This window comes from Streptomyces sp. NPDC030143 (genome assembly GCF_055573695.1).
Map to the genome: position 1 here is coordinate 78,151 of NZ_JBVIAY010000018.1, position 14,756 is coordinate 92,906.

Annotated in this window: 12 protein-coding genes and 2 pseudogenes; 9 read left to right on the forward strand and 5 right to left on the reverse strand. The window is 71.0% G+C overall.

Going from position 1 to position 14,756, the window contains the following annotated elements; all coding sequences use genetic code 11:
• Positions 1-155: 155 nt before the first annotated feature.
• Complete coding sequence (gene uppS / locus ACZ4YY_RS27455; protein ID WP_468295699.1) at positions 156-869, reverse strand: polyprenyl diphosphate synthase; 714 nt, start codon at positions 867-869, stop codon at positions 156-158.
• A gap of 575 nt (positions 870-1,444) precedes the next feature.
• On the opposite strand from uppS, the gene ACZ4YY_RS27460 reads away from it, so the two are divergent.
• The 3 genes from ACZ4YY_RS27460 to ACZ4YY_RS27470 all read left to right on the forward strand — a co-directional run bounded on the left by ACZ4YY_RS27460 (position 1,445) and on the right by ACZ4YY_RS27470 (position 4,756).
• Positions 1,445-2,014 (forward strand): TetR/AcrR family transcriptional regulator, encoded by a 570-nt coding sequence (locus ACZ4YY_RS27460; protein ID WP_468295702.1) that lies wholly within the window; start codon positions 1,445-1,447, stop codon positions 2,012-2,014.
• A 501-nt stretch (positions 2,015-2,515) separates the two neighbouring features.
• Positions 2,516-3,331 (forward strand): oxidoreductase, encoded by an 816-nt coding sequence (locus ACZ4YY_RS27465; RefSeq protein WP_468295707.1) that lies wholly within the window; start codon positions 2,516-2,518, stop codon positions 3,329-3,331.
• 1,038 nt (positions 3,332-4,369) lie between these two features.
• Positions 4,370-4,756, forward strand: a complete 387-nt coding sequence (locus tag ACZ4YY_RS27470) for a hypothetical protein (RefSeq protein ID WP_468295712.1) — start codon at positions 4,370-4,372, stop codon at positions 4,754-4,756.
• A gap of 184 nt (positions 4,757-4,940) precedes the next feature.
• Here the strand turns inward: ACZ4YY_RS27470 and ACZ4YY_RS27475 are convergent, their stop codons facing one another.
• Complete coding sequence (locus tag ACZ4YY_RS27475) at positions 4,941-5,594, reverse strand: 4a-hydroxytetrahydrobiopterin dehydratase (protein WP_468295715.1); 654 nt, start codon at positions 5,592-5,594, stop codon at positions 4,941-4,943.
• 607 nt (positions 5,595-6,201) lie between these two features.
• Between ACZ4YY_RS27475 and ACZ4YY_RS27480 the strand changes: the two genes are divergently transcribed.
• A complete protein-coding gene (locus ACZ4YY_RS27480) occupies positions 6,202-6,939 on the forward strand; it encodes a dienelactone hydrolase family protein (protein ID WP_468295720.1) in 738 nt (245 codons plus the stop codon).
• A 140-nt stretch (positions 6,940-7,079) separates the two neighbouring features.
• Here the strand turns inward: ACZ4YY_RS27480 and ACZ4YY_RS27485 are convergent, their stop codons facing one another.
• Together ACZ4YY_RS27485 and ACZ4YY_RS27490 are read right to left on the reverse strand one after the other, a co-directional pair.
• Positions 7,080-7,475: a cupin domain-containing protein gene (locus ACZ4YY_RS27485; RefSeq protein WP_468295723.1), complete on the reverse strand. Its 396-nt coding sequence runs from the start codon at positions 7,473-7,475 to the stop codon at positions 7,080-7,082.
• Entirely contained in the window at positions 7,472-8,920 is a 1,449-nt protein-coding gene (locus ACZ4YY_RS27490) for an MFS transporter (RefSeq protein ID WP_468295725.1), read from the reverse strand. The genes ACZ4YY_RS27485 and ACZ4YY_RS27490 overlap by 4 nt, the downstream gene beginning before the upstream one ends.
• A 58-nt stretch (positions 8,921-8,978) precedes the next feature.
• Between ACZ4YY_RS27490 and ACZ4YY_RS27495 the strand changes: the two genes are divergently transcribed.
• Positions 8,979-9,647 (forward strand): TetR/AcrR family transcriptional regulator, encoded by a 669-nt coding sequence (locus ACZ4YY_RS27495; RefSeq protein WP_468295728.1) that lies wholly within the window; start codon positions 8,979-8,981, stop codon positions 9,645-9,647.
• Positions 9,648-9,731: 84 nt separating this feature from the next.
• Here the strand turns inward: ACZ4YY_RS27495 and ACZ4YY_RS27500 are convergent.
• Positions 9,732-10,108: pseudogene (locus ACZ4YY_RS27500) on the reverse strand (site-specific integrase); the annotation flags it as partial.
• Between ACZ4YY_RS27500 and ACZ4YY_RS27505 the strand changes: the two are divergent.
• The 4 genes and pseudogenes from ACZ4YY_RS27505 to ACZ4YY_RS27520 all read left to right on the forward strand — a co-directional run.
• Positions 10,095-10,337, forward strand: a pseudogene (locus tag ACZ4YY_RS27505) (TetR/AcrR family transcriptional regulator); the annotation flags it as partial. The pseudogenes ACZ4YY_RS27500 and ACZ4YY_RS27505 sit on opposite strands and share 14 nt — an antisense overlap.
• Before the next feature lie 360 nt (positions 10,338-10,697).
• Positions 10,698-11,954: a hypothetical protein gene (locus tag ACZ4YY_RS27510; RefSeq protein WP_468295730.1), complete on the forward strand. Its 1,257-nt coding sequence runs from the start codon at positions 10,698-10,700 to the stop codon at positions 11,952-11,954.
• 5 nt (positions 11,955-11,959) lie between these two features.
• The gene (locus ACZ4YY_RS27515) at positions 11,960-12,604 is read left to right on the forward strand and encodes a hypothetical protein (protein WP_468295733.1); all 645 of its coding nucleotides are present in this window, start codon (positions 11,960-11,962) and stop codon (positions 12,602-12,604) included.
• Positions 12,605-13,304: 700 nt separating this feature from the next.
• Positions 13,305-14,108: an MBL fold metallo-hydrolase gene (locus ACZ4YY_RS27520; RefSeq protein ID WP_468295736.1), complete on the forward strand. Its 804-nt coding sequence runs from the start codon at positions 13,305-13,307 to the stop codon at positions 14,106-14,108.
• Positions 14,109-14,756: the final 648 nt, after the last annotated feature.

The window sequence follows — 14,756 nt, forward strand, 5'->3', positions numbered from 1 at the left end:
CAGTGCCCAGCGCGGGTCGTTGAACAACTCGTGGAACTGCTGGCCGGGCCCGGACAAGGGCCTTGTCCGGCCTTCCGCGTCGGGCCGTGATGAGCTGCCGTCGCGAGCCGTTGAACCGGCGCCGGTGCTACCGGGGGAGCCGCTGTCTGCATGGATCACGGTCGTTGTTCTCCGTTCTGGTGCGGCGGCACGCCACCGAAGCGGCGGTCACGCCGGCGATAGGTGTGCAGGCACTCGAGGAAGTGCGGTGCGCGGAAGTCGGGCCACAGCACCGGGGGGAAGACCCATTCGGCGTAGGCGACCTGCCAGAGCATGAAGTTGGAGATGCGCTGTTCACCGGAGGTACGGATGACCAGGTCGACGTCGGGGGTGTCGGGGAAGGGCAGGTGCGCGGCGAAGCTCTCCTCGTCCACCGCCTCGGCCGGCACGCCACTGCGGATCAGTGAGCGTGCGGCCTGCACGATGTCCCCGCGCCCGCCGTGATCGAACGCGACGGTCAGCGTCATGCCCCGGTTGGCGCCGGTCAGCGTCATCAGGTCGGTGAAATCCCGGGCCAGTGTCGCGGGCACTCGCGGATCGGTCACGCCGAGGAAGCGGCAGCGGATACCGCGTGCGTGCAGCAGCGGGGCGTGTTTGCGCACCACTCGGCGTACCAGCCGCATGAGGAAGTCGACCTCGGAGCTCGGGCGACGCCAGTTCTCGGTGGAGAACGCGTACAGGCTCAGCCAGCCGATGCCGGCCGACCGGGCTGCTTCGATGACGTCGATCACCGCCGTCTCCGCGGCACGATGGCCCGACGTCCGCGGCAGCGACCGCTGCGCGGCCCACCGGCCGTTGCCGTCCATCACACAGGCGACGTGTCGGGGCACGTTCCGCGGCTTTGCGTTGTCCGGCCCGGGCGCATGGGAGCCCCCGACAGCTTGCCGACCTGTCACATCCACTCCCGCAGCACCCGACTACGACCTGCGGAGGACACGAGGAGGCCAGGCTGATCCACTCGTCACCGCCCCCCCCCCGCGACTGCTCGACAACGGCAAGCGCAGCCCACATCGGCACGACGAAGCTCGACGCACCGATCCGAACACCCTCAGCAGGCTGCCAGTACACCTCCCGGCATGGGACTCCGGTTCGGACACTTCACCCTTGGCACGCCAGTCCGAGTCCGTGCGCCCGTACCCTTCCCCGCCGCGGCAGCAACGTGCGCGCACCTCGGCGACGAGCCGCGTCCTCCCACGGCCGGCTCGCCGCTGACGCGTACCGGCTGCGTCCGTCCGGAACCGCGGGACTCCATACGCCGGCCGGGCCCTCCCTCCGGGGCCGCCGCCGAGCCGGTGCCCGAGATCCGCAACCGGGCCCGGCTGTGCGCCGCGGCGTCGGCGCCGTCCCGCGCACCTTCGTAAACCGATCGGTTTGCGATTCGTCACAGGCGGGTTAACCTCGCGGTATGGCTACCGAAGTGAAGCAGAGCCCCAGAGAACGACTGTTGGAGGCGGCGGCCACACTCACCTATCGAGACGGTGTCGGCATCGGCGTCGAGGCGCTGTGCAAGGCGGCGGGGGTGTCGAAGCGCTCCATGTACCAGTTGTTCGAGAGCAAGGACGAACTGCTGGCGGCGAGTCTGGAACAGCGCGCTTCCGCCTTCGTGGTGACGCTGCTGCCCGCGGCGGACGACGGCCGTTCACCTCGCGAGCGGATCCTGCACGTGTTCGAACAGGTGGCACATCAGGCGGGTGCGCCCGGGTTCCGGGGCTGCCAGTACCTGGCCGTCCAGATCGAGCTCAAGGACCAGAGTCACCCGGCGAGCCAGGTGGCCCACCGGATCAAGGGGAACCTGACGGCCTTTTTCCGTGCCGAGGCCGAACAGGGCGGCGCGAGCGATCCCGACCTGCTGGCCCGACAGCTCAGCCTGGTCTTCGACGGTGCCAGCGCCCGCGCGGGGATCGGAGCCGACGACCTCACCGGGCTCCTCGCGCCCACGGTGGCCACCCTGCTCGACGCGGCAGACATGCCCTGACGCATCACCTGCGAGCCCGCCCGGTGACCCGTGCAGTCCTCGGGTCGACACGAGCCGGGCTCCCCTGCTGTCCGGATCTCCAGAGCGCTGCCGAGCCGTGCCGCAGGCGTGGAGGCCGTGGCCTCCTGGATGTCGACAAACAGCGGCAGGCGCACGGTTACCCATCGCCCCGGCTGCCGCGCCGAGGGCATGCTCACCGCCCTCCACGCCTGCGGCCGCCCCTCGAGAGCCGGGCTTGCCGCGTCAGGACCGCGCCACGCCCCCGTCCTTCCTCCGGCCGAGACCCCCGGGCGTCATCAAGTCCGGCACCGCGCGGCACTCCGCGCATGAACGGACACGTCCGGTCCGCCGACGGCCGAACGCCGACACTGAGGGGGCCGTCGGCGTCGGTGCAGGCGCTGATGCGGCCGAGCTCGGCTCGCCGCTTCACTTGCGCATGGAAACCGATCGGTTTACGGTGAGGGGAAACCGATCAGTATCCCAACAGGTCAGGAAACCATGATGGCGACGAACCGGCCGGTGGCACTCGTGACGGGTGCGTCATCCGGCATCGGCAGGGAAACCGCGCTCGCGCTTGCCGCAGCGGATTTCGACGTGGTCGGCACAAGCCGCGACACCTCACGCGTCACCCCGCTCAACGGCGTGACGTTCATCGACCTCGACGTGGTCAGCGACACGTCGGCCGCCGACGCGGTCCGGCAGGTGATCGAGCGGTTCGGTCGGATCGACGTCCTGGTCAACAACGCGGGCGTCGGCTCGACGGGGGCGGCCGAGGAAACCTCCGTCGCGCAGGCCCGGAACATGTTCGACACCAACGTCTTCGGTGTCATGCGCATGGTGAACGCGGTCCTGCCGCACATGCGCGCTCAGGGGCGCGGGCGCATCATCAACCTCTCGTCCGTGCTCGGATTCCTGCCGCAGCCCTACATGGCCGCCTACGCCGCCTCCAAGCACGCGATCGAGGGCTACACCGAGTCCCTCGACCATGAGGTCCGTGACCACGGCGTCCGGGCGCTTCTCGTCCAACCCGCCTACACCAGGACGGGGTTCGAGGCCAACAGCGCGAAACCCGACACGCCCCTGGAGGTCTACGCGCAGCAGGGGCAGGTCGTCGACCGCGTGATGGCGGAGGCCATCAGGGACGGCGACGCCCCCGCCGTCGTCGCCAGGACGATCGTCGCGGCGGCGACCGACGCGAAGCCGAAGCTGCGCTACACCGCCGGCCCCGTGGCCGGACGCGCGCGCATACTCCGCCGCATCGCTCCCGCCGGGGCCTTCGACAAGCAGATCCGCAAGATGAACAAGCTGGCCGGCTGACACGAGCCCGCACCCGGGCACCGTCGAGCCCCCGCACGCCCCGGTGTGCCGCCCTGCCCGACACCGAGGAGCAGGTCCGCTGCACCCTCACCGACGGTCCGATCGCCGCCGACGCCACCCCGTACTACCGGGGCGTCGCCGTCGACCAGCTGGGCAACCGCTCCTCCGGCACCGTGGTGCGGCTGCAGCGGCCGTCCCCGCCGGCGCCCAAGCCGCCCACGCCCACCGGGCTGAACGCCAGCCGCGACCACAGCGGCGGCATCCTGCTCGACTGGAACGACTCCCCGGCGTCCGAGGTCTACCTCTCCTACCTGTACCGCACGACCTACGGCAGCGCGTGCGCCAACGCCGTCACCTTCGAGACGACCGTCTCCTACCACCTGGACACCAGCCCGTGGCGCTCGGCCCGCTACTGCCTGACGGCGCGCGGCTTCCACGGCAACTACAGCGACCCGGTCTTGATCGCCCGAACTGACCCCGCACCGCCCCACCCGCTCTCGTCGGGCGGCTCCGGTCCGAACGGTCCGGCGGCGTCCCGCCGCCCGTACACCCCCGAAGGACGGTGGGGCGCTCCCGCTCCCGGCCCACGGCGATCGGGTGGGTTCGGCCTTCCGGGGAGAGAGCGGAAGCGGCCAGTGAAGCGCGGGCAGTGCCGAGTGCGGACGCGGGGCACACGCCTGCGTGGCCCTGGGGGCCGGACAACCCTGTGCCGAGATCGTGGGACGGCCGTCGGCCGGCACGCGTCACGGCGGCGCGCAGGTCGCGTAGGCCGCTGGTGCGCGGGTGACGCCGGGTGCCGCCGGGTCAGATCGGTGACGATGGGCGGCCCCTCCGGCGAATCGGCGCCGGCCCCTCTCTGATCGACGCCACTCAGATGTTCGGATATCAGCCGCTGAAGGGAGTGGCCATCGGAATGACGAGCAGGTCTGGCGCGGGAAGCGGGTTCCGTTTCACTGCGGGCTGGGTTCGCCCCGGCCCATGGAATGTTTAGCCGAATCGATTCCTCGGGTACGTGCGCGCCAGAAGCCCTGTGCTCCTATGAATGGGGGGATCGGCGTGCCGGAAAAGGATGCGTTGTATCGCTGCAAGAAGTGCGGCGCTGAGCAGGGTTACCTGGTGAATCCGAGGTCGAAGAGTGTGCTCGACTTCCTGAAGGCAACGGCCGTGTCGTCCTTGACCACTCTGATCACAGTGGCGCATACGGTGAAGAACTACGGTGCCAACGTGCTCAAGCGCAATGGCCGTGTTCATCAGTGCAACTCCTGCGACACCTTCCACGCGGTCTGCCCCGACTGTTCCTTCGGGACGGTGCTGGGTCTGGGGGATTTCGGGGACCAGTTGAGGTGCAAAGAGTGTTCTGCGTCGTTCGTTGTCACACCTGCGACGGTGTTGCTGAGTATTCGTGAGTCACAAGGCAAGACATGACCCGGGCCTGATCGGCGTTTTGGTTGGTGCGAGTGGACTGGCGTTTTCCGCCGCGCTGGAGTGATTGGCTTTTCTGGTCAGGCCGCGGGACATTGTGTGAGCAGTCCAGCCGTAGGTCGAGATCTTCCAGAACGAGGCGCCGGTTCGTGGTGGTTGCAGCCCCCACGCCCGGTGCCAGCTGATCTCAGCCGCGATCCTGCCAGGTGCACAAACAGACCCGGTTGCCTTCGGGGTCGGCGAGCACCCAGAAGTGCGGCGCCTCTGCGTCGCTGACCAGAGACCCGCCGACGGCGAGTGCGGCGTCGATGCGGGACTGGACCTGCGCGGGATCCACCCACACGTCCGGGTGCCAGCGCTGACGGGGTTCCTCGCTTCCGGAACGCTGGAACCAGACGGTCGGCAAGGCGTCGGACGGGTCGCGAAGCTCGTCGCCGAAGTCGGGCCCGGACCGATGCTCCATCGCCAGCACGGCGGCCCAGAACGGAAGGACCGACTCGGCGGTTGGGGTGTCGAGGGCGAGCTCGAGCCGCGAGAGGTTCGCGACCTCCAGCCGCACGCCCGCGTTGGCCGCGATGGAGGAGATGGTGCGGGCCAACCGGATGTCGCGGTCGGTGACTCCGTGCTCGCCGTGACTTGTCAGCCGTGCGTCGACATGGGTGTAGCGCAGGTCGAGGTCGGGGTGGTGGTTCATCTCCTCTGCCGCGCTGCCGATGGCGTTGACGACCGAGAGCCCGGTGGCGAAGTTCCGCGTACGGACGCGGGTCTGGAGTCCGCCGATCAGGTAGACCCACCCCTCCAGTCCGGCGTCGGCGATCTGTTGTCCGGTCAACTTGGTCATGCGCTCATGTTCGCAGGCCGGTGCCTCAGCCGTCGATCACCGCGGCGACCGGGACACCACCTGCCCCGTCATCTCCGTCCGCCAGGCGTACGGAGAACTCCCCGCGCCCAAGGCGTTCCCCACCTTCCGAGGGCGGGGCACAGTGGCGACGCGTGGGCGCAGCGCGCCGAGCAGGCGCCGGTCGTGGTGGAAACCGCATCGACCGCGATCCGGCCGCTTCCCGACCTTCACCAAGGTGGTCGGCCTTCGAGGACGGCTACGACCTGCGTCTCGATGCTCTCTTCGAACGCGGCCGGAAGGCACTCGCCGACCCGTTGTAGGCCCGGTCCGGGCTTCGCACCCACAGGGTCATCGGACCGGAACCGGTCGGCGGGACCAGGCTGAGCGTGGCCGAACCGCCGAGCATGTCGGCGCGCTTGAAGTATTTCGTGTGGGAGTACGGGTCGACGGGCTGCGGAATGCCGTAGTCACCGATGCTCGTGCCGATGACCGGCAGATCCGGCTGCCAGGAGAACTCGCCCGCGCATGTCAGAGGGGCACGCGCGCTGTTCTGCCAGTGGCAGAACACCGGCCGGGCCGGGCTCGACGATCACTACAGTCCAGTCTCATGACGGCGATCACGACGCGTACGGTCGAGTACCCGGCGGATGGTTTGACGATGATCGGGCACCTCGCGCTCCCGGCCGGTGTCGACCGTCGGCCCGCGGTGCTGCTCGGACCAGAGGGCATGGGGCTCAGCGACGTCGAGCGCCGCCGGGCCGATGCTCTCGCCGAGCTGGGATACGTAGCGCTGGCCTTCGACCTTCACGGCGGGCGCTATGTGGGCGACCCCGAGGAGATGCTGGCCCGGTGCATGCCACTGCTCGCTGATCCCGACCGGATGCGGCGCATCGGCCACGCGGCACTCGACGAGTTGCGCACCGAGCCCCGGACCGACCCCGACCGGATCGCCGCCATCGGCTACGGCACCGGGGGCGCCATCGCGCTGGAACTCGGACGCGACGGCGTCGACCTGCGCGCGATCGGGACGGTCAACGCAACTACCACGGGTCGATCAGGCGAGGCAGCGCGCATTCGCTGCCCGGTGTGGGCCGGGGTCGGATCGGAAGACCCGATCATGTCGCCCGCACAACGAGACGCGTTCACCGTCGAGATGCAGGCGGCGGGCGTCGACTGGCGCCTCGCGGTCTATGGCGGCGCCTTGCACGCCTTCCACCACCCGCCGGTCGATCACCCCACGGTCCCCGGAGTCGGCTACCACCCACAGCACGCGCAGCGAGCCTGGCGCGACGTCGTCGACCTGCTCGCCGAGTGCCTGCCCGTGACGGAGGATCTGAGGGCATGACCCAGGTAAACAGCCTGGCGCCAGGCCTGGCCCGCGTCGTGCACTGACAGTCCGCTCCCGCATGTGCCGACAGACCAGGCGGCGCCAAGCTGTCGGGTTATTGCGGTGGCCCGGCAGCACATGGCCGGGCCACCGTCCGCTCAGGGGGTGTCGGTTCGCTTTTCGAGGCGGGTGCCGTTGCGAAGAGTGATCGACATCAGGTCGCTGGGGGCGTCCAGTTCCAGGCGGTGCCAGCGACCGCGGGGGACGATCACGGCGGTGCCTTCCTGCAACCGCACCATCTCCTCGGCGTCACCGGGCCCGTTGGGACGGAAGTAGAGGCGGACACCGCCGGCCAGGCAGCACACGGCTTCCTCGGCCTCCGGGTGCATCTCCCAGTGGTCGGCGTGAACGTCGGCGTCGGTCTCCACGTGGAACGTGGCGATCTGCCAGGCGCCGGAGTCGTTGCTCGTCATCTGCCGTTCGACGGCTCGGACGTCGCCGTCGGGGTGGAAGTGCAGCGCCGAGGCGAACAGGTCGACGGTGGGGGTCTTCATGACGGTGTTCCTTCCAGCTGGTTCTCTGCGGGGGCGGTGGATTGCGGGAGAGGTGTGACGGGCCGGCGGCGCGGCAGCACACCGATCGCCACGACCGCCGCGAGCACGAAAACGGCGGCGGCGATGGCCAGGCCCAGGGCGTAGCCGTCGTTGAGCGCGGCGGGGTCGGTGGCCGTGCCGGTGTGGTGCGCGGCAAGGGTGGCCAGGGCAGCCAGGCCGATGGAGCCGCCGAGTTGGCGGGAGCTGTTCATGAGGCCGGAGGCCATGCCGGCCTCACGCGCAGCGACGCCGGTGGTCGCGGCGGCGGCGACCGGGGCCAGGACCAGTCCGGCGCCGACGCTGGTGACGAGGGAGGGGCCGAGCACGTCGGTGAGGAAACTGCCGTCGGGGCTGATGCCGGCGAACCAGGCCAGGCCGGCGGCGGCCAGCAGGGCGCCGGGCACCAGGGACACGCGGGGGGTGCGTGCCGCGGTGATGCGGGTCGCGACGATGGTTCCCGCGACCAGGCCCAGGGAGAAGGGCAGAAATGCGGTGCCGGTCGCTGCGGCACCCATGCCCAGGACCTGCTGCATGTACAGGGACACGAAGTAGAACGCCGTGAACTGCCCGGCCGCGGCAAGGAACACCAGCACGTTCGCGCCGGCGACCCAGCGGCTGCGCAGCAGGCCGAGGCGCAGCAGCGGTGCGTCGGCCCTCGACTCGGCGAAGACGAAGGCGGTCAGCAGTACGGCCGCGGCAGCGAGGGTCACCCACGTGACCGGGGAGTTCCAGCCAAGGGTGTCGGTGCGGACGACACCGAGCACCAGCAGCCCGACTCCACCGGTCGCCAGGACGGCGCCCAGCGAGTCCAGCCTTTCGCGCTGGGCGGGTGCTGTTCCGGCGGGCACCCCTGCGGGGATGAGAGCGAGAGCCGCTATGACGATGGGCAGGTTGATCAGCATGACCCAACGCCAGCCCGCGTACTCGGTCAGCAGCCCGCCTGCCAGCACACCCAGCGCGCCACCTGCGGCGTTCACCGCGCTCCACACTCCGAGCGCGCGGACGCGCTGAGGGCCTTCGGTGAAGGTGGTGGTGAGCATCGCCAGCGCGGCCGGTGCAGCTGCCGCGGCGCCCAGGCCCTGCCCGGCGCGTGCGGCGATCAGTTGCCAGGGCGTCTGGGCCAGCCCGCCTGCCAGCGAGCACAGCCCGAAGACGGTCAGTCCCAGCACGAACATCCGACGCCGGCCGTACAGGTCGCAAGCGCGGCCCCCCAGCAGCAGGAACCCGCCGAACGTGAGCGCGTACACGTGCACGACCCACGACAGGTCGAGCGGCGCGAATCCCAGCGCGGTGCGGATCGCGGGTAACGCGACGTTGACCACGGACATATCCAGGGCGACGACGAATTGGGCGACGGCGGCTGCCGCCAGCACCACGCCTGGACTCTCCCGAGAGTTTTTATACATGTAAGAAAAGTTAGCGTCAGGGGGTGGCCGTTGTCGACACGTGGGGGATGATGGGGGCATGCCGCAACCGTCCGCACCACGCAAAACCCTGGGGCGACCTCCCCGTATCTCTCGCGAGGAGATCATCGAGACAGCCCGCCGGATCGTGACGGAGGGAGGCGTGGACCGGCTGACCATGCGGCGGCTGGCCACGGAGGTCGGCAGCACGCCGATGGCGCTCTACCACCACGTCCGCGACAAGGAAGAACTGCTCGTCCTCCTGCTGGACGACTACGCCGCACGGACGCTGCGCCGACCCGAACTGCCGGCCCACCCTCGCGAGCGGATCGTCGCCGCCGCCACCGCAATCCACGAGGCGCTCGCCGCCTGTCCCTGGATCGTGGAGGTACTGACCGCCGACGACCTGATGTCCACATCCGCGCTGTGGTTCGTCGAGCAGATCGTTGACGGCCTGGTTGAATGCGGCCTCCCCCTCGGCCGGGCTGTCCACGGGTACCGTTCGATCTGGTACTACACCGCCGGAGAGATCGTGGTCAGGACAACAGCGGCCCGGCGGCGCGCAGACGATGACCGCGCGACCTACCGGGAGCAAGTCTTCGCCGATCTCGACCCGAGCGAGCTGCCCCGCTTGGCGCAGGCCGCGGACCGCTGGGCGCCGCTGACCGCAGAGGACACCTACCAGGACGGGCTCCGGGCCCTGGTGGACGGCCTTCTCGTCAGCCGCTGACGACTTGCCGCCGCCGATGTGCCTGACCCCTGACACCACGGACCGTCAAAACCTCGTCCTCGACGAGGCCGGGATCGAGGGCCCGGTCGCGCACGCGTGTCGTAGAAGATGCGGGTGAAGTGCGGTGACCGGCCCGGTCAGATGCTGCTTCGAGGCGGCCTTCAGCGCCCGCCGGAACGCATCCGGGCCGACCGGCGGGGCGGCGACCGCCGTCGGCAGCCGTTCCGAGGGCCACAGCGGCGCGCACGGGTCGCAGGGATCGTCGGCGAACTCTCCGCGGATCTCCTCGATGTACCACCACAGCAGTCGCGGCCCTCGGCGAACAGATACGCCTCCCGCTCGCGCGGGCCGGAGCCCCGGGCGCCCTTGCCCTGAACGACGAAGCGACCCCACTGGCCGAGTTCCCTGGCTTCTTCGCCTTCCTGGAGCAGCGGTACGCGGGCGACACTCGCGGACGAGAGCACCCGCGAGGCCGTGTCCGACGTCCTGAAGAGCTGGCTGGTCTTCGTCCAGGTCCTCTGCGTCGACTGGCTCACCCGCGAGACCTGTACCCGCACCCAGTTGCGGGACGTCTGCGTCGGCGCGGTTCTCGGTGCCCTCCGGCCGCTGCTCGCCGAGGACCCTGCCCCCGACTGGTCGCCACAACAGTCCGGTGCGTCTGCCCAGGGCCTGCCGCACCACGTCACGTAGAGAGGCCGACGCTCTTTGGTCGTGGTGTTCACCCTGGCCGTTCAGACCGTCAGCGCCCTGGCGGCGGAGAACCTACGCAAGCCGACCGCCGTTCGGGGTCGCCGTCGCCGGCAGCGCCGAATCGCCGGCAGCACCGAGTACAGCAGCCGGTGGTCCGGCCCGGGCTCCGGCCGTGTCAAGGCGTCCGGTGAGGTGCCGGTCGACGATTCGCGCGGGCCACCACCCCCGCCTTCGTCCGGCGGAACAACTCGCTCTCTCCCGACCCCGGGACACCGTCGGCATCGAGGGGGTTCAGGCTGCGGCTCCTGCAAGAACACACCGGGAGCGTCGACGAGTTGAGCAGGGTGGATCGCCGCCCTGATGACGGTGATCGGTGCCTGGTACTTCCTCACCCCGGACGCGGCGACCAGTGACTGGATCGGCTGGTGGACACAGAGCGCCGTCGAGGTCCAGGTATTCGCCGTGATGGTGATGGGGCCACTGGTGAGCACCGGCGCCGCCTGGACCGCGGGCCGCGTACGCCGCCACCGCACACTCGCCTGGGCGGAGACGGCGGCCCGCAGCGGCTGGGAGCAGGCCTTCATGGTCTGGCTGTCCGCCATGGCCTGGGCCCTTCCCGTGTACGCGCTCTGCGCGGTCATGGCCTTCTCCCGCACCGCCGGGGTCAGCGCGGTGACCGCGCCCACCTGGTCACCGCTCATCCTCGGCGCGGCCATGCTCGGCCTGCAGACCGCGGTCGGAGTCGTCGTCGGCGTCCTGTCCCCGTCCCGCATCGCCGTTCCCTTCGTGGGCCTCGGCTGGTACGGCGCCCTGGTGGGCACCGCGCTGTTCGCGGGCGAGCATCGGTCCGCGATGCCGTGGGCGCTCTGGGACACGGCCTTCCAGCCGAACGCCGGCCGGTTGCTGACCGGCGCCGTGTGGTGTCTGGCCTGCGGCCTGCTGCTCCTCGCCGTACCGGGCCTGCTGCGCGGGCGGGCGGTACGCCCCGCGCTCGGCACGCTGCTGCCGGTGACATTGGCGGCGGTCGTCGCCGCCGGGGCCCTGTGCACGTTCCGCGCCCCGTTGCCCGAGCTGTACTGGGCCGTGCGGACCCCACAGCCCGAGGAGCCGGTCTGTGCCACCGCGAGTGGTGCCACGGCCTGTCTGTGGCCCGCCGACCGGCATCTGCTGCCGGAGGTTCGGGTCGCGCTGCAACGGGTCCAGCGTTCCGTCGGCTCGGTCCCCGGCCTCACGCGCACGTTCCACGCGCGCGGCCTCACCGCGCCGCCCGGTCACGCACCGACCGCCGAACTGCCCGTGTACGTACCGGGCATCGACCGGGACGGGCTGACCCAGGACCTGCTCACGGCGTCCCTGCCGCAGCCGCCCGACGGCTGCTCCCCCCACCCGCTCGAGGAGATCGGGGACTACCCCGACACCTTCCTCTTCGAAGCCGTGGTGCGCGACCGGGCCCAGGCGCGGAGCAGCTACTGGGGCGACGCGTTCACCGCCGGCCTCGAGCGCTTCCTGAAGACGCCGAAAGCCGAACAGGACCGGTGGCTGGAGGCCGCGGCCCAAGACATCCGGGCCTGCCGCCCCGTCCCCGCGCCACCGAAGTCAACGGCGCCGGCCGAGTGAAGCCCGTGTCTCCCTTCCCCGCCTCACCGGGCCTGCGCGCCCTCCTCGCCTACGGCCGCAGCCACAACGTGCCGCGCGCAGCGCTGGTCGCGCTGGTCGTCGCCGTCGCGGCCACCGTGTACGCCGGACAGCAGGTGCCGCTGCCCCAGCTGCGCCATCTGACGGATTACAGCGTGCCGTTGGCAGCCGTCGTGCCCGTCGTCCACGCGGTGGTCCTCGCGGCCACGACGTTCTCGCCGATGGCCGACCTGGAGCACACCGCGGCCCAGCCGATGCGCCGTCACCGAGTGGTCCACCTGAGCGCCGTCCTGCTCTACGCGACGCTGCTGGCCGTCCTGCCGATGGTCGCCGGCGCGTCCGCCGAGGTCACGTTGGCGGCCGTCCGCAACGTCGCGGGCCACCTCGGGCTCGCCATGATCGGGGTCGGCCTGTTCGGCAGCGGTCTGGCCTGGCTTCCTCCGCTGGCGATGTTCGGCCCCACCCTGCTGGCCGGCGTGCGCTGGGACAACACCCCGGAACCGTGGGCCTGGTCCATTCACGGGCCACACAGCGTCCCGGCCGCCGTCACGGCCGCCGTGCTGTGTGCCGGCGGCCTGTGCCTGGCGGCGACAACCACCCCACGCCGTGCGGAGCGGGAAGAGCAGGGTTAGCGGCGCTCAGAAACGACGGAGTCCGGGGGGCCTCTCGGGGTCGACGGCGACTCGGACGGCACCGGCGAGGTCGGCGGCTGAAGCCGCGAGGGCCAGGCGCGGACGGACCGCGCCGGTCAGTGCCGGCACTTCGTGTCTCGGCACCCGGCGACGGCCGCACCGGGGGAGAGGGGCACTGTCCCGGCCGGGGATCCGTGCCCGCCGCGCGACCCGGCCACCGTCGACATCGCAGCAGGTCGACGGCACCGAAGACAGAGCCGGGACCACCAGCCGCGGAAGGGCCGGGCACCCGGGCGGAGGCCGGCACCGTATCCGCCCGTGCCGGTCCAGTCAGGCCGTGAGGCGTCCAGCCCGGCGAGGATCTTGGCGGACGGGTGGTGTGTTCGTCGGCGAGGCGAAAGGGTTCATGAGTGATGCAGGCCAATCGGCTCACCCGTCAGAACTGCGAGGCGGGCCGCATCCCGTGTGTGAGCTGCTGGCACAACGGGAGCCACCGCCGGACCTCACTGCCAGACAGCGCCGCCCCTCGCCACGGTGCGGGGGAGATGCGGCGTTGGTCGGCGGGCGTCATGGGCAGGTTCCACGCGTGCGTTCGTTCACTGCGGCCCGGTCGGCGTCCTGCCGGCCGGCCACGGCCTGGAGTGAGCTCCGGGGGCACCCGTCTGGTCGTGGACCGCCCGCCGGTGGCACTATCTGTGGGATGCCCCCCTCCCTTCAGATCGGCCCGTACACCGTCATCGCGCTCCCCGACGGCGTGGGCCCCTTCTTCTCCCCGAGGTCGGAGGCGTTCCCCGACGCCACCGGTGAGCAGTGGGCGGCGGCCGACCGGCTCGACCCCGGCGCGCTCGACGCCGACGGGCGCTGGCGGCTCCAGTTCCGCGCGTTCGCGGTCCGCAGCGACCAGGGCGTGACGCTGGTCGACGCGGGGATCGGCCCGGCCGACGGCCCGGCGGCCTCGTGGGCACCCGTACCCGGGGCGCTACCGGCTTCACTGGCCGCCGCGGGTATCGAACCGTCCGAAGTGGACACCGTGGTCCTCACGCACCTCCACACCGACCACGTGGGCTGGGCCGTCGTCGGCGGCGAGCAGACGCGGCCGTTCTTCCCGAACGCCGAATACCTGTTGCAGCGGGCCGAGCTCGACGCGATCGACGAGGTCAACCCGCAGCTGGGGCCCACGGTGATCGACCCGCTCCGGAAGACCGATCAGCTACGGCTGCTCGACGGCGACACCCCGCTGCGCAGCGGCGAGCGCGTGTTCGCCACGCCCGGTCACACGCCCGGGCACCAGAGCATGCTCGTCGCGTCCGGGCGCCAGCTGGTCGCCGTCACCGGAGACCTGCTCGTACACGCGATCCAGTTGCTCCACCCCGAACTCGCCTACGCCCACGAGATGGACCCCGAGCAGGCAAGGGCCTCAAGGGAAAAAGTGCTGGACAACCGGCCCGCCAGCACCCTGTACCTCGCGACCCCGCACCTGACCGAGCCGTTCATCGCCCGCTGACCGACCCGGCGAGGCCGGCCCTTCCGTGAGGGCGCGCAGCCGCTCGGCGCCAAGGCGGCCCGCCGGCATGAGGTACTTGAGGGCCTTGGCGGCGGTCGGGCTGGCGGATGTGAGCGAGCCTCCACCAGCAGGTGGGGGCGACAGCGAGGGTGATGAAGGCGGCGAACAGGCTGCCCCGGCGCTCAGGCGCTCGGAGGAACCGATGCCGCGGCGGGCGATGTGCGGGACGAAACCCCGGCCGCCTGGCCATCGCCGCAGAGCGTCAAGGCCGGCCTCCGGAGTCCTGGTCCCGAAGCTCAGAAAAGGCTCTCCGCGTCTTCAAGAGCGGCTCCAGCCGGACGTTTGTCGAAGAAGACCAGCGAGGCGTCAGCGACGAAGGGCCCTGACGGCAGAGGTGCTCGGGTGTGGTGTCCGGGGGGCCCTGCCCGCCATGGAGACGGGGGTTGCCGTCTGGTGTTTCCCACCGCCGCACACCTGGCCCGGAGCCAGTCCCCCGCCCCGCGGCCCAGGCACTGCTGCCGCAGACCGTGCCCGGCCGAGTCCCGCCGCGCCGCCCTCGCGCTCTCCCGGACCGCGGCCAGCGGCGCGATGATCGTGGGTGCCTTGCTGGGCGGCGTACTGCTCGCCGCGGTCGGCCCCGGCTGGGGC

What these genes read in the sequence shown, in the direction of transcription:
- ACZ4YY_RS27490 (WP_468295725.1), bottom strand. Translation starts at nt 8,920, where the DNA reads ATGTATAAAAACTCTCGGGAGAGTCCAGGCGTGGTGCTGGCGGCAGCC.
- ACZ4YY_RS27510 (WP_468295730.1), top strand. Translation starts at nt 10,698, where the DNA reads ATGACGGTGATCGGTGCCTGGTACTTCCTCACCCCGGACGCGGCGACC.
- ACZ4YY_RS27495 (WP_468295728.1), top strand. Translation starts at nt 8,979, where the DNA reads ATGCCGCAACCGTCCGCACCACGCAAAACCCTGGGGCGACCTCCCCGT.
- ACZ4YY_RS27520 (WP_468295736.1), top strand. Translation starts at nt 13,305, where the DNA reads ATGCCCCCCTCCCTTCAGATCGGCCCGTACACCGTCATCGCGCTCCCC.
- ACZ4YY_RS27480 (WP_468295720.1), top strand. Translation starts at nt 6,202, where the DNA reads ATGACGGCGATCACGACGCGTACGGTCGAGTACCCGGCGGATGGTTTG.
- ACZ4YY_RS27485 (WP_468295723.1), bottom strand. Translation starts at nt 7,475, where the DNA reads ATGAAGACCCCCACCGTCGACCTGTTCGCCTCGGCGCTGCACTTCCAC.
- ACZ4YY_RS27465 (WP_468295707.1), top strand. Translation starts at nt 2,516, where the DNA reads ATGGCGACGAACCGGCCGGTGGCACTCGTGACGGGTGCGTCATCCGGC.
- ACZ4YY_RS27475 (WP_468295715.1), bottom strand. Translation starts at nt 5,594, where the DNA reads ATGACCAAGTTGACCGGACAACAGATCGCCGACGCCGGACTGGAGGGG.
- ACZ4YY_RS27470 (WP_468295712.1), top strand. Translation starts at nt 4,370, where the DNA reads ATGAATGGGGGGATCGGCGTGCCGGAAAAGGATGCGTTGTATCGCTGC.
- ACZ4YY_RS27460 (WP_468295702.1), top strand. Translation starts at nt 1,445, where the DNA reads ATGGCTACCGAAGTGAAGCAGAGCCCCAGAGAACGACTGTTGGAGGCG.